Source organism: Hymenobacter plasmatis, from assembly GCF_020711255.1.
Lineage (GTDB): Bacteria > Bacteroidota > Bacteroidia > Cytophagales > Hymenobacteraceae > Hymenobacter.
In genome coordinates this window covers 34,876-48,569 of the sequence record NZ_JAJFAW010000009.1, presented here as the reverse complement: position 1 = coordinate 48,569, position 13,694 = coordinate 34,876, and the positions used below count along the sequence as shown (strand labels likewise).

The window sequence follows — 13,694 nt, the reverse complement described above, 5'->3', positions numbered from 1 at the left end:
GAAGAAGGAAAAAGAAGGCGATAATCAAGCAACGGGCTTCGGCGGAGCGCTGTGCCGGATGATGCCCACCGAGGTGGCCATTTCCTCCCAGGTATCGCGCAGCTCAGCCAGAAACTGGCGGCCGGTGTCCGTGAGGGTGTAGTATTTGCGGGGTGGGCCGCTGGTGCTTTCCTTCCAGACATAGTCCAGCAGCGAAGCATTTTTGAGGCGGGTAAGCAGCGGGTAGAGCGTACCCTCCACCACTATCATGCGGGCCGAAGTCAACTCCTCCAGCATGTCGGAGGCGTAGGCTTCGCCGCGGGCGATAATTTCCAGGATGCAGAATTCAAGGATTCCCTTGCGCATCTGAACCTGGGTGTTCTCGAGTTTCATGGGCGTTGCGATTAGCTAGTGGGTGAGAAACAGTACAAATGTATGGTAGGTACTTTGTAAAGCAAGGTACTGGATGAATAATTCCTGCATAATCGCGAATAAATTTCGTTAATAATTGATAATCAGCAAGAAAATTTTCAGATAGAAAAAGCTGAATATCTCTTATTGCCCTCTGAAATTTTATTGAGCCACGCTTTGGTCGGTCGATTTCATCCGAGAAGAGGCCCGGCAACAGAAGGCTATTGGCCCAACCTGGTCCGGGCTACGGCCCGCGCTAAGCCCGGCTGCCGCTACCCGAACGCTGGCCGGCACCGCCGGTTTGGGGCCGGGCCCGGTATTTGCGGGTGCAGGCACTTTAGTGCCGCACTATAATGAAGTAACTTGCGTTCCGTCGGCGCTACTCTAACCCGCCGTCTTGCTTATGCTCCAACTTTCCTCTACCGCCCGTAGGCTGCTTTTTATGGGCGCTACGGCCGCGCTGGCAGTCCCGGCCGCCGCGCAATCCACCAAAACGCCCAAGTACAGCAATGAATTTCTGAACATTGGGGTGGGGGCCCGGGCCCTGGGCATGGGCAAAGTGCAGGTGAGCCTGGCCGATAATGCCACCGCCGGCTACTGGAACCCCGCCGGCCTGGTCAACCAAACCCACAAGTACGACGGCGTACTGATGCACTCCGAGCTGTTTTCGGGCGTGGTGAAAAACGACTACGCCGCGTTTTCCATGCCGCTCGACGACAAAAGCGCCATCGGCGCGAGCGTGATGCGCCTCGGCGTCGACAACATTGCCGACACCCGCAACCTCATCAACGAGTACGGCTACGTCGATTACAGCAAGATTGAGTTCTTCTCGGTGGCCGACTACGCCTTGCTGCTCTCGTATTCCCGCAAGCTGGGCAACGTGGAAGGCCTGAGCCTGGGGGCCAACGGCAAAATCATCTACCGCAACATCGGCAAGTTCGCCCACGGCTACGGCTTTGGCATCGACGCCGGCCTGCAGTACAACTACAAGGGCTGGAACCTGGGCCTGATGGCCCGCGACATCACCACCACCTTCACCCAGTGGAACATCAACGCCGACGAATACCAGAAGGGCGTGAGCAGCACTATTGCCAACGGCAATGACCCCACCCCCAAGAACAGCGCTGAAATCACGCTGCCGCGCTTTGTGCTCGGGGCGGGCCGCCGCTTTGTGCTGCCCAAGGAGTTCTCGGCCCTGGTAGCCGTCGACCTGGAAGCCACCACCGACGGCCAGCGCAACACGCCCATCTCGACCCGTGCCGTGAGCGTGGACCCCCGCATCGGTATGGAATTGGGCTACAAAGACCTGGTGTTTTTGCGCGGCGGGGCCGGCAACTACCAGAAGATTCAGGATTTCACCGCCAATGCCGGCGGCACCTATGGCAGCAGCTGGAAGGGCCAGTACAGCCTCGGCGCGGGGGTAGCCGTAAGCGGCTTGCGCATCGACTTGGCGTTGTCGCGCCTGGCGGTCGAAAAGCTTGGCAGCGCCTCCCAAACCAACTCGCTTATCGTGTCGTTGGGCTACGGCCTCAAATAATAATTACCCGACCTGGCCTGCTCGCCCATTGGTGCGAAGCTGGTTGATGTGCGCTCTAAAAAAGACTATATAGTTAAGAATGGAAAACATACCTACTACTAAAAAGAAGGGGTTTGGGTGGTTGATTTGGTTACTGGTGTTGGCCCTGAGCGGCCCGGCGGCGCTGGCGCAGTCGGGGCCCTACGGCAACGAATGGATAGTGCCCAGCCAGCAGTACTACAAGGTGCGCGTAACGCAGGACGGCATTCACCGCCTGAGCTACCAGTACCTGACCCAGGCCGGCCTGAGCGACATCGACCCCAGCCGCCTGCAGCTCTGGCGCCGGGGCCGCGAAGTGGCCGTGTACCAGGGCGGAACGCGCAATGTGTTCGATGCCAATACTTACCTGGAGTTTTACGGCCAGCGCAATGACGGCCAGCTCGACCGCGACCTGTACAAGAACGCCTCCGACCAGCCCCACAAGCTCTATAGCTTTTATACCGATACCGCCGCTTACTTTCTGACCTACCCCGGGCCCAACGCCCCCGCCGCCAAGCGCATGGCCGAGCCGGTGACCGCCGGCGGCACCCCGCACGCCTGGCGCCTGGCCAGCAGCCTGAAGTTGGAAACCGAAGCCTTCGGCGACGCTCCGCGCGACGTGACGTTCCTGCCGTGGGTGGAGTCCGGCGAAGGCTATTTCTCGAGCCAGCTCAACGGGGTGGCCACCACTGCCACCGACACCGTTCTGCGGGCCGTGCCCGCCACGGGCCCCGCCCCCGCGCCCAGCCTGGAGCTGCGGCTAGTGGGCGCCACCAACGCGCCGCACAACGTGGAAGTGCTGGTGCTCAACACCGCCACGAATACCTACCGGTCATTGGCCCGCTTGGTGTTTAACAGCTATGCCCACGCCGGCGGCAAGTACGCGCTCCAACGCGCCGAAATTGGGCCGAATGGCCTGGTCACCGTCCGGCTTTCGGGCAGCACTGCGGGTACGGGCACCTCGGCCGATAACTATCGCCGCGCCTTCATTCGGGTGGTGGCGCCCCAGGCCAACCGCTGGCTGGGGCCCCGCCGCCAGCTGGCATTCGCCAACGACTCGCTACTGGGCGGCCCGGCCACGTTTGAGGTCGACAGCATTCCCGCCTCGGTGGTGGGCTACGACATTCAGGACCCCTGGAACGTGCAGCGCATTGCGCCCACCGCCGCCCAGACCCTTGGGCCGCTGGGCCGTCGGTTTGTGTTTCCGAGTGCCACGCAGGCCCAGTCGCGCCGGCTGCTGCTGGCCGATGCGCAGCGCCCGTTTGTGCCCCCAGCCGCTACCAAGGTGCGGTTTCGGGTTATCAACCAGGCCACGGTCAACTTCGCCATTGTATCGCACCGCCAGCTCTACGGCCCGGCTACCGACGGCGGCACCAGCGTGGCCAACGCGGCCAAAGAGTACGCCAAATACCGCGCCTCCACGGCCGGAGGGGGCTACGACACCCTGCTGATAACCACCGCACAGCTCTACGACCAGTTTCACTATGGCGAACGGTCGTGGCTGGCCATGCGCCACTTTGGCCTCTGGCTGGCTGCCGGCGCCCCCTCCAATGCCAACCGCTACCTGTTGCTGTTGGGCAAAGGCATTGTGCCGTCGGAGCCGCTGATTGGCGGCAGCAACCGCTTTGAAACGTATACCCGCACCACGGCCCGCGGCACCGGCGAGCGGGGCTTGGACCTGGTGCCCACCAGCTCGCGGGCGGTGTCTGATAACCTGATTACGGCCAACTTCCAGGCGAACGATTTTGTGCCCAAGCTGCGCACCGGCCGCCTTACCGTTACCACGCCCCAGCAGATAATGAACTACCTGGGTAAGCTGCGTACCCACGAAGCCCTGGGTCCGGAGCCCTGGCGCAAAAACGTGCTACACCTGATAGGCGGGAAAGACGCGAGCGAGGCCGTCTATTTCACGGGCATCATGGACCGGAATAAGATGCGTGTTGAACGCCCCTATTTCGGGGGGAAGGTGACCACCATCTCCCGGCAATCGGCCCTGCCGGTAAGCGTTAATATTTCTAACGAACTGAACGCCGGCATCTCCCTGATGACCTATTTCGGCCACGGCTCCAACAACACCTTCGCGCTGAATTTCGGCACGCCGGCAGACCCTTCTTATAATAACCCAGGCAAGTACCCCTTCTTCTTCATGAATGGCTGTGCCGCCAACCACACCTTTACCGCGGCGCCCACTATCATAGAAGACTGGCTGTTTGCGGACCGAAAGGGAGCGTTGGGCTCGTTGGGCGAGTACGGATTCAGCTACCCCGACCGGCTCGAAATTGCCGTGGATACCATGTACACGCTGCTCTTCAACAACCCGCAGTGGTACGGCAAGCCCATTACGGCGGTACACAACGAGGCGGTGCGACGCCTGCAGAATACCCCGTATTTTAGCGATGAAATCGGCATAGAGCAGTTGCTGGCCACCGGCTGGCAAGGCGACCCGGCACTGGCGCTATTTGCGCCCGAGCGGCCCGACTTTATTACCAGTGCCGCCACGCTGTCCATCACACCTTCGCTGGGGCAGGGGCCCGTCAAGGGCTCCTCCACCGACTTTATCTTGAATGTAGGGGTGTCGAATCCCGGTAAGATTACTTACGACCCGGTTGAGATTAAGGTGACCCGGAGAATAGCCGGCCAATCCTCGCCGCTGGTTTACTCGTTTTCGCTTCGGCAAGCCTGGGTTCGCGATACCACGTATGCCCTCACGCTGCCCAACACGCCGGCCTACGCGGGTAACAGCACCTTCCTGGTGGAGTTGGACCCCAACAACCGGGTAGCCGAAATCAGCGAAACCAACAACTCGGCGCAGATTAACTTTACCTTCCTGCAAGGGGGCCTCACGGTGCTTAAGCCCTATGAATTTGCGATTGTGACCACCAATCTGCCCAAGCTGGTGGTGCAGACCAACGACCGCAACGGCCCGCAGCGCGGCTACGATTTTGAGCTGGATACTGTGCCTACTTTCAACAGCGGCCTTGTGCAGCGCGCCCCCCTCATCACGGCGGGCGTGGTGGCCGAATGGCAGCCCACCCTTCCCTCGGTGGCCCCACGCGACAGCGTGGTGTGGTACTGGCGCGCCCGCTTTCATACACCGGCCCCTGGCGAAGACGGCAGTTGGGTTACTTCCTCGTTCCGCGTTATTCCCAGCAGCCCAGGCGGCTGGTCGCAGAGCCACTACGGCCAGTTTCAGCGCACCACCCGCACCGGGGTCGACGTGACCGTTCCCTCGGGCGCCTGGACTTTTGTTCCCAACCAGATACCCATCCTGATGCGCACCCGGGGCGGGGGCGTGCCCCGCAGTGCACCCACGTTTACGGCCCAAAACACTTCGCAGAATGCCACCGGCATCTACCTGCAAACGGCGGGGGCAGCCATGCCGTCGGTAGCAGGATGCGGCGTAAACTCGCCCAACCTGCTGCTGGCGGTGTACGAGGCGGGCAGCTTGCGCTCCGTGACAATGCCCAGCACGTACCAGCGCTGCGGGCAGGCGCCCAATTACTTCTACTATTTCTCCGCCAGCGACCCCACCGGTACCACGCCGCTTGATACGCTGGACAACCTGAACTACAGCGCCACGCGCCAGCAGCAGCTGGCCAGCTTCCTGGCGGCAGTGCCGGCCGGCTCGTACGTAGCCCTGGTATCGGCTAACCGCCTGCGCTATTCGCTGCTGCCGGCTTCGCTGAAATCTACCCTGCAAACTCTGCTGGGCTCGCGGCTGATTACCCAGCTGGCCGATGGCGAGCCGCTGGCCTTGGTGGGCCAGAAGCTTACTGCTACGTCGGGCCGCCTCATCAGTGAAGTGGGGCCGGACCGCAGCCTGGCCACGCCGACCTACAATCAACTTATTGAGCTGCGCGGTTTGCTGCAGCAGCCTGCCACCGCTGGCCGTATCGTGTCGCCCCGCATTGGGCCGGCCAAAGACTGGCTGAATCTGTACTCCACCATTCGCAACGCCACGCCCAGTGGCTACCACACCCTGAGCGTGGTGGCCATTGACCCGCTCGGCCGCGAAACGGTGGTGTTGCCCAATGTCACGTCGTCGGCCCAGCCGCTGGCGGTTTCGGCCGCTCAGTATCCGTATCTGCGGCTTGAGCTGGCCCTCGGCGACTCTGTGACGCGCATCCCGCCGCAGCTGCGCCAGTGGCTGGTAACCTACCGGGGCCTGCCTGAAGGCATCGTGCGCCGCGACCTGGAGCCGGCCATAAGCTACGCCCCCGCCACCCTGGCCAAACAAGCTGTCGACACGGGCATCATCACCTTCAATGCCAAGTTCCAGAACGTGTCTGATGTAGATTTCCTGGCTCCACTCAAGGCTCAGGTAAATCTGCGCAACACCACCACCGGAGCCGTAGTGAAAACCTTCGACATAACCTTCCCGGGTGTGCTGGCGGCCGGCGCCACTGCTACCATTCCCGTGAGCCTGGACGTGAAAAAACAGTATGGCACCTTCGTTATCGAGGTATTTGTGAACCCGCGCACTCAGCCCGAGCAGCTGTATACCAACAACGAGCTGATACTGGACCCCTTCACGGTGGACGACAACAACGTGCCGCCCACCCTGGACGTGGCGTTTGACGGCCGCCACATCCTCAACGGCGAGCTGGTTTCTTCGACCCCGGTCATCAATATTCAGCTCAACGACGAAGACAAGCTGAACCCGTTCACCGACCGCACCGTGTTTACCGTCACGCTGCTCAAGCCCGGCTCCAGTACCCCCGTGGTGGTGGACCTGAATGGCCCGGAAATTAACTTCAGCGTGGATGCCACCCAAGGCAGTGTGGCCAAGCTGGAGTACCGCCCCGGCGCCGGCAAGCCGCTCGATGACGGCATGTACACGCTGCGCGTGCAGGGCCGCGACCCCCGCAATGCCAACGCCGGCTCGCAGGATTTTCAGGTTAAGTTTGAGGTGGTGAAGGCGTCGAAAATCACCAACGTTTACCCGTATCCCAACCCGGTTATCAGCAAGGCCCGCTTCGTGTTTACCGTGACCGGCAATGAGCTGCCGCGCAACATGAAGATTCAAATAATGACCCTGACGGGCCGGGTGGTGCGCGAGATTTACAAAGAAGAATTGGGCCCCCTGCACATCGGCAACAACATCACCGACTTTGCCTGGGATGGCACCGACACCTACGGCGACCGGTTGGCCAACGGCACCTACCTCTACCGCGTGTCGCTGGACGACCCGGCCGGGCAGTTTGGCCGCCGCGAAACCGCCGGCGACCAGGCCTTCAAGAACGATTGGGGCAAGCTGGTGCTGATGCGCTAGCGCCCTGGGCTCAGAACCCGTTTTCGCAAACGCGGCCATCGGCAACGATGGCCGCGTTTATTTTGCACGATACCCTAGGGCGGTACACCTTCTTTTCCAGCTTTACTATGCCTATTAATGCCGCTCCCGATACCATGCACGCCCTCTATTTCTCCGAATTCGGAGGCCCGGAAGTGCTGCAATACGGCACCTTGCCGCTGCCCGAAGTGCTGCCTGGCACGGTCCTGCTGCGCACCCGCGCCATTGGCCTGAACTACGCCGACGTATACCGGCGCCGCGGCAACTACCACTTGGTGGGCCAGCCGCCCTACCTGCTGGGCTATGAGGCCGCCGGCGAAGTAGTAGCCGTGGGGCCCGGCGTGACCGGCGCCCACGTAGGCCAGCGCGCCGCCTTTGCCGACGTACCGCACGCCAACGCCGAGTTTGTGCGAGTGCCCCAGGAGCACCTCATTCCCCTGCCCGATGACGTGAGCTTTGAGCAGGCCGCGGCCGTGCTGCTGCAGGGCCTCACCGCCCAATACCTGACCGCCGACAGCTACCGCCTCCAGCCCAACGACCTGGCCGTGGTGCACGCCGTGGCTGGTGGGGTGGGGCTGCTGCTCACGCAGCTAATCCGGGCCAAAGGCGGGCGCGTCATCGGCCTGACCTCGAGCGAAGCCAAGCGGCAGGAAGCCCTGCGCGCCGGGGCCGAGGCCGTGTTTCTGTACACGGAGCCCTGGGAACGGCTGGTGCTGGAGTACCGGCCCGAGCGGCCGGGGGCCGATGTGGTGTACGAATCAGTGGGCAGCACCTTGCCCCAGAGCTTGGCCGCCACCCGCGTGGGCGGCACGGTGGTGTTCTTCGGCATGGCCGGCGGCGACCCTGCTCCGGTAGACCCGCGCTACCTTATGGATACCTCCAAGACACTGACCGGTGGCGACCTGTGGAACTACCTCACTTCCCGCGAGGAGCGCACTGCCCGGGCCAACGTGCTGTTCGATTTATTGCGCAATGGCCAGCTCACGGCCAGCATCGGTGCTGCCTTCCCGCTGGCCGAAGGAGCGGAGGCGCACCGCCTGCTCGAAAGCCGCAAGAGCACGGGCAAAATCCTGCTGCTGCCTTAAAAAGCAGTTGGAACTGGCAGCAGCCTCGGGCACGCTGTAGAGACGCGACACTTCGCGTCTCGGCGTTGAACGATAAAGATTGAATGGCCTACTGGCGCGGACGCCGAGACGCGAAGTGTCGCGTCTCTACAGCGTGCTGGCACCGCGATAAATAACCCAACTAGCTTTTTAACCGCGGCTTAGCGGCGGCGCAGCGTTACGAAGCTGAAGGGGTAGGCGTGCTGCTCGTCGGCTTCGTGGCGCTCACGGCTTTCTTCACGCCACTCGGCGGGGTCGAGGGCGGGGAAGAAGGCATCGCCTTCGAAGGGGTGGTGCACTTCGGTGAGGTAAATGACGTCGGCGTAGGGCAGGGCTTCGCGGTAGATTTCGCCGCCGCCGATAACGCACACTTCCTCGTCTAGCTCGCGGGCCCGGTCCAGGGCGGTGCTTACCGAGGGAGCGGTTTCGCAGCCGGGCGCGGTCCAGTTGGGCTGACGCGTCACCACAATGTTGGGGCGCTTGGGGAGCGCGCGGCCCAGGCTGTCGTAGGTGCGGCGGCCCATCACCACGGGGTGGCCCAGGGTGAGGCGCTTGAAGTGCTGCAGGTCGGCCGGTAGGCGGCCCCAGGGCAGCTCGCCTTTCAGCCCGATTGCGCCATTTTCGGCCACGGCCACAACGAAAGAAACCATACGAATACTTGAAAATTGAGCTAAAATAGACGGCGACAAAAGGCTCCGCTGCCAGTTGCTTTACGAAACAAGTGACCGGCGCAGAAGTCCCGGCCTAAGTTTCTAGGGCAGCTTAAAGCCGAGCAGTAGCTCTTTTACGGGCAGCCTTTTTTTGCCTTCGAGTTGCACATCCAGCAGGTCGAGCCAGGCATCGGCGGCGGCTACGCGCAGGTAGTGCCGGCCATCCGAGGCCCAGGTGCCGGGCGCGGCCAGCGGTTGAGCCACCGGGTCGGGGGCTACGGCCTGGGCCTGGAAAATCTTGATGGTGCGGTCGTCGGGCAGGGTGGCGAAGGCGGTAGGAACGGGCGAGAGGCCCCGCACCCAATTGACCAGTTCGGCGGCGGGCCGGGTGAAATCAAGCCGGCCGGTTTCCTTTTGAATTTTGGGAGCGGCTCGTAAATCGTCGCGTTGCTCCTGGGGCGTGCTGGGCGCCGTGCCAGCGGCAATGGCCTCTACGGAACGCCGCGCCAGAGCCGCACCGGCAACTTTCAGCTTGTTGTATAAGCTGCCGAAATCGTCCTCGGCCGCAATAGCTACCCGGTCCTGCAAAATGAGGTCGCCGGTATCAATCTCATGGCGCAGGAAGAAGGAGGTGACCCCCGTTTCGGTGTCGCCGTGCATCAGGGCCCAGTTAATGGGCGCCGCACCCCGGTACTGCGGCAGTAGCGACGCGTGGATATTGATAGAGCCCAGGCGTGGCATACTCCACACCGCTTCGGGCAGCATACGGAAAGCCACCACCACCTGCAAATCTGCCCCGTAGGCTTTCAGCTCTGCCTGAAACTCCAGCGACTTTAGGTTGGTGGGCTGCAGCACGGGCAAGCCGTGGGCCTCGGCCGCCACCTTCACGGCCGAAGCTTGCAGCTGGCGCCCCCGCCCTGCGGGCCGGTCGGGCGCAGTCACCACGGCGACCACGCGGCCACCCGGCCAAGCCAGTAAGCTTTCCAGGGTGGGCACTGCAAAATCGGGCGTACCCATGAAGACGATGTTCAGCATGAAGGGGAAGTCAGGGGGATTTTGGCTTATAAATAAAGGGGCAGCATGCAGCGCGAAGCCTAATTAGCTCCTCCGCGCCATCTGTCATGCAGAGCGCAGCGAAGCATCTTGTCAGGTCAGCACGATTCGTTCTACGGCGATAAGATGCTTCGCTGCGCTCTGCATGACAACGGTTAAATAGCACGACAAGCGGAGCTATGCTACCGCTCCGGATACAGCAGGTACTTGCGGCGCAGGGTTTTGAATTTGTCTAGGCCCGGCTGCCAGGAACTGCGGATTTCCGATTCGCTTTTGCCGGCAATTATTTGCTGGCGCAGCGCCGGCGTGCCCGTAAGCTGTTCGAAGTACTTGCCGAAGAAATTTGCCTTGTCGGTGCTCTGCTGATAGAAGTCGAGCAGGTATTTAAGTACCAGGCCCGACGACTCCCGCGCGGGCGCATCCACCAGATTCAGGCCGTAGCACAGCTGGCCGTTAAGAGGCGGCGTGGGAGAGCCGGCGTTGGGCTTGGGGGTGAATGAGAACGGCCGCGTAGCCGGCTGCGACGGGCTGCCGATGACTTCAAACGGCGTGCTGGTGCCCCGGCCCACGCTCACGTTGGTGCCCTCAAACAGGCAAATGCTGGGGTAAAGCCGTATCGATTGGTAAGTAGGCAGGTTGGGGGAGGGGCGCACGGGCAAGTGGTAAACCGTGGCATGCGTGTAGCCAGTGGCTACGGGCACTACCGTGAGGCGGCAGCGCTTGCCGCCGGCCAGCCATTTTTCGCCGTTTATCATGGTGGCCAGCTCGCCCACTGTCAGGCCGTGAGCAATGGGCAACGGGTCGAGGCCGACGAAGGATTTGTGCGCTGGTTCCAGAATGGGGCCATCCACCAGGTCGCCGTTGGGGTTGGGCCGGTCGAGCACCAGCACCGGCTTGTTTTGCTCGGCCGCGGCCTCCATCACATAATGCAGCGTGCTGATGAAGGTGTAAAACCGGGCGCCCACGTCCTGAATATCAAATACCAGCACATCCACATCGGCCAGCATCTCGGGGGTGGGCTTCTTGGTTTTGCCATACACCGAGCGCACGGGCACGCCGCTGCGGGAATCGCGCCCATCCTTGATAGTGGCCCCGTCGGCTTCCTCGCCACGGAAGCCGTGCTCAGGGGCGAAAATGGCCGTCACGTTGATGCCCCGCGCCCGCAGCGTATCCACCAAAAACGCATTGCCCACCCGCGAAGTCTGGTTGATAACCAGCCCAACTCGCTTGTTTTTTAGCTGGGGCAGGTATTTCTCCAGGCGCTCAGCTCCCACTACGATGCGAGAGGCAGCGGGCGGCGTGCTCCCGGGAGTGCCTGCCGGCTGAGCAGCAGGCGCTTCTGGAGAAACGGCTGCTGTAGCAGCGGGCCGCGTGGTGCCACAAGCCGGCAGCGCCAGCAGTAACGACAGGGTGATTTTAACTGAAATACTGAGCATATATGGGGTGGGAAGGGCTAAAAATACGGCGCAGCTTGGCGCCGCGCCGGGCTAGCAGGACAGTAGCGTGGCCGGTACGCGTTCAAAACGTAGCTTTACAGTCGAATAATGAACGTCGCCCGCTACATTTCGCACAAGATTGACGGAGGAGCCGATTCCGGTTCGTTCACGTCATCGGTCACAAAAATAGCCATCATCAGCATTGCCATGGGCTTGGCGGTGATGGTGGTGTCGTTTGCCATCCTGCAGGGGTTTCGCAACGAGATTCAGAACAAGATTTTCTCGTTTGGGGCGCACCTGCAAATCACGCGCTACGACACCAACAACTCCCTGGAAGTGGCGCCCATTGCCGGGCCGCGGCTGGTGGCCGAGCTGCATGAGTTTCCGGAGGTGAAGGCCACGCAGGCCTTCGCCGTGAAGACGGCCATCATCAAAACCAAGGAAGAGGTGCTGGGCGTGGTGCTGAAAGGCATTTCGGAAAGCGACGGAAAGTCGCCGATGCGCGCCAACCTGATGGCGGGCAAGTTTCTCAGCTTTCCCGATTCGGCGGCCAGCGACGACGTGCTGATTTCGCGCAAAGTAGCCGATAAGCTGCGTCTGGCGGTCGGCGACAAGGCCTTGTTTTATTTCATTCAGAACCCGCCCCGAATTCGGCAATTCCGGGTCAGTGGCATTTATTCTACCGGCCTCGACGAGTTTGATGAGGTGTATGTGATTGGCGACATCCGCCAGATTCGGGAGCTCAATTCTCCCGCTTGGCCCGATTCGCTGGTGGGCGGCATGGAAGTGGTGTTGAAGGACTTTAAAACCTTGGACAAGACCGCTGATAAATTCTACGAGCGGCTGCCTTACGACCTTAAAATCGATAAAATAACGGACCAGTACGCCCAGCTTTTCGACTGGCTGCAGCTGCTCAACCGCAACGTGATTATCTTCCTGATTCTGATAATTTTCGTGGCTACGTTCAACATGGTGGCCACCATTTTTATCATGATTCTGGAGCGCACCAACATGATTGGCGTCCTCAAGGCCCTGGGCGCGACCGATAACCAGATACGCCGGATGTTCTTCTACCGCGGGCTGTCGCTCACGGTGCGCGGCATGCTCATCGGCAATATTATTGCCATCGGCTTCTGCGCCCTGCAGTACTACTTCCACGTCATTCCCCTCGACCCCGAGAATTACTACATGGACCGGGTGCCCATCTCCTGGGACCCGCGCATGCTGCTGCTGATGAACCTGGCCACCTTCGTCGCCTCGCTGCTGGCCGTGTTGATTCCGACTTATTTGATTTCGCGGATTAAGCCGGTAGTGGCTATTAAGTTCGACTAAGGACTTTAACATGCTCGTCTGTCATGCAGAGCGCAGCGAAGCATCTTATCCCCGTGGAACCAATCGTTGAGCCGGGAGAAGATGCTTCGCTGCGCTCTGCATGACAGACGATTCAACGAAGCGGTAAAGACGCTTCGCTGTGCTCTGCATGACCGGCTTGATAATATGCTTTAGCTCAATATTACTGAGCCAACACATTACTCCGCAGCACCAGATTCGGGTCGGGGCACAGCGTGGCCCACGCCTCCCGCTCCGAGGGCCGGGCCACGCCCGGAAAGTCGCCTACGCGGCCCTGCAGGTCGGCAATAATCTGGAAGTGGAGGTGCGGGGGCCAGTCCCCATTTTCGGGATAGGGGCCAACGGAGGCGAAGGCCTGGCCTTGCTCAAGGCGCTGGCCCACGCGCAGCGCCGTCCATTCCAGGCGGCTGAGGTGGCCGTAGAGGGTATAGAAAGTAGTGCCTTCCAGTTTGTGCTGGAGGATAACGGTGATGCCGTAATCGCCGAAGCCGGCGTTGTCGGCCAGGCTGTGGACTTGGGCCGGCAAGGGCGCCAGCAAGGGCGTGCCCGCTGGAATCCATACATCGACGCCCAGGTGCAGGGAGCGGGCTTCGTCGGCTTGGCCGGGGCCAAAGTGCTGGCTGCGCCGATAAATGACGCGGTTTTCGAGGTAGCCGCCGATGCCGATGGTGGCGCCAGCTTGGGCCAGCATGGTGTTTACCAACTGTTCGAAGGCGGCCGTGTCGCGTAGGTCGGCTTGGGCTAAAAGCGGGTTGTTATCCGTGAAATCGAGGTGGGTAACGGCCGGACCGCTGAGGTCGACGGGCAGTACGGGACCGAAGCTGGCCTGATGGCGCAGCAGGAGGGAGGCGAGGGACAAGGGCAATG

9 protein-coding genes are annotated in these 13,694 nt (G+C 61.5%); 4 read left to right on the top strand and 5 right to left on the bottom strand.

The features are described from left to right. Positions 1-24: 24 nt before the first annotated feature. Positions 25-372 carry a PadR family transcriptional regulator gene (locus tag LJ738_RS08485; RefSeq protein WP_227785903.1) on the bottom strand — a complete coding sequence of 116 codons (348 nt, stop codon included), beginning with the start codon at positions 370-372 and terminating at the stop codon, positions 25-27. A gap of 421 nt (positions 373-793) precedes the next feature. On the opposite strand from LJ738_RS08485, the gene LJ738_RS08480 reads away from it, so the two are divergent. From LJ738_RS08480 to LJ738_RS08470, 3 genes are all read left to right on the top strand, one after another. Beyond that, on the top strand, positions 794-1,927 hold the full coding sequence (locus LJ738_RS08480) for a putative type IX sorting system protein PorV2 (RefSeq protein WP_227785902.1): 1,134 nt from the start codon (positions 794-796) through the stop codon (positions 1,925-1,927). Positions 1,928-2,006: 79 nt separating this feature from the next. Then, positions 2,007-7,217: a putative type IX secretion system sortase PorU2 gene (gene porU2, locus LJ738_RS08475; protein ID WP_227785901.1), complete on the top strand. Its 5,211-nt coding sequence runs from the start codon at positions 2,007-2,009 to the stop codon at positions 7,215-7,217. 107 nt (positions 7,218-7,324) lie between these two features. Further along, positions 7,325-8,320, top strand: a complete 996-nt coding sequence (locus LJ738_RS08470) for a quinone oxidoreductase family protein (RefSeq protein ID WP_227785900.1) — start codon at positions 7,325-7,327, stop codon at positions 8,318-8,320. Between the two features lie 179 nt (positions 8,321-8,499). On the opposite strand, the gene LJ738_RS08465 is transcribed toward LJ738_RS08470, so the two are convergent. The 3 genes from LJ738_RS08465 to LJ738_RS08455 all read right to left on the bottom strand — a co-directional run bounded on the left by LJ738_RS08465 (position 8,500) and on the right by LJ738_RS08455 (position 11,477). Continuing rightward, positions 8,500-8,988: a dihydrofolate reductase gene (locus LJ738_RS08465; RefSeq protein WP_227785899.1), complete on the bottom strand. Its 489-nt coding sequence runs from the start codon at positions 8,986-8,988 to the stop codon at positions 8,500-8,502. Between the two features lie 102 nt (positions 8,989-9,090). Then, positions 9,091-10,023: a methionyl-tRNA formyltransferase gene (gene fmt / locus LJ738_RS08460; protein ID WP_227785898.1), complete on the bottom strand. Its 933-nt coding sequence runs from the start codon at positions 10,021-10,023 to the stop codon at positions 9,091-9,093. 200 nt (positions 10,024-10,223) lie between these two features. Next, on the bottom strand, positions 10,224-11,477 hold the full coding sequence (locus LJ738_RS08455) for an exo-beta-N-acetylmuramidase NamZ family protein (protein ID WP_227785897.1): 1,254 nt from the start codon (positions 11,475-11,477) through the stop codon (positions 10,224-10,226). A 108-nt stretch (positions 11,478-11,585) separates the two neighbouring features. Between LJ738_RS08455 and LJ738_RS08450 the strand changes: the two genes are divergently transcribed. Next, positions 11,586-12,809 carry an ABC transporter permease gene (locus LJ738_RS08450; RefSeq protein WP_227785896.1) on the top strand — a complete coding sequence of 408 codons (1,224 nt, stop codon included), beginning with the start codon at positions 11,586-11,588 and terminating at the stop codon, positions 12,807-12,809. Positions 12,810-12,990: 181 nt separating this feature from the next. On the opposite strand, the gene LJ738_RS08445 is transcribed toward LJ738_RS08450, so the two are convergent. Further along, on the bottom strand, positions 12,991-13,686 hold the full coding sequence (locus tag LJ738_RS08445) for a peptidoglycan DD-metalloendopeptidase family protein (protein WP_227785895.1): 696 nt from the start codon (positions 13,684-13,686) through the stop codon (positions 12,991-12,993). Positions 13,687-13,694: the final 8 nt, after the last annotated feature.

Coding starts and splice junctions, on each gene's coding strand:
- LJ738_RS08485 (WP_227785903.1), bottom strand. CDS start 372: ATGAAACTCGAGAACACCCAGGTTCAGATGCGCAAGGGAATCCTTGAA.
- LJ738_RS08480 (WP_227785902.1), top strand. CDS start 794: ATGCTCCAACTTTCCTCTACCGCCCGTAGGCTGCTTTTTATGGGCGCT.
- porU2 (WP_227785901.1), top strand. CDS start 2,007: ATGGAAAACATACCTACTACTAAAAAGAAGGGGTTTGGGTGGTTGATT.
- LJ738_RS08470 (WP_227785900.1), top strand. CDS start 7,325: ATGCCTATTAATGCCGCTCCCGATACCATGCACGCCCTCTATTTCTCC.
- LJ738_RS08465 (WP_227785899.1), bottom strand. CDS start 8,988: ATGGTTTCTTTCGTTGTGGCCGTGGCCGAAAATGGCGCAATCGGGCTG.
- fmt (WP_227785898.1), bottom strand. CDS start 10,023: ATGCTGAACATCGTCTTCATGGGTACGCCCGATTTTGCAGTGCCCACC.
- LJ738_RS08455 (WP_227785897.1), bottom strand. CDS start 11,477: ATGCTCAGTATTTCAGTTAAAATCACCCTGTCGTTACTGCTGGCGCTG.
- LJ738_RS08450 (WP_227785896.1), top strand. CDS start 11,586: ATGAACGTCGCCCGCTACATTTCGCACAAGATTGACGGAGGAGCCGAT.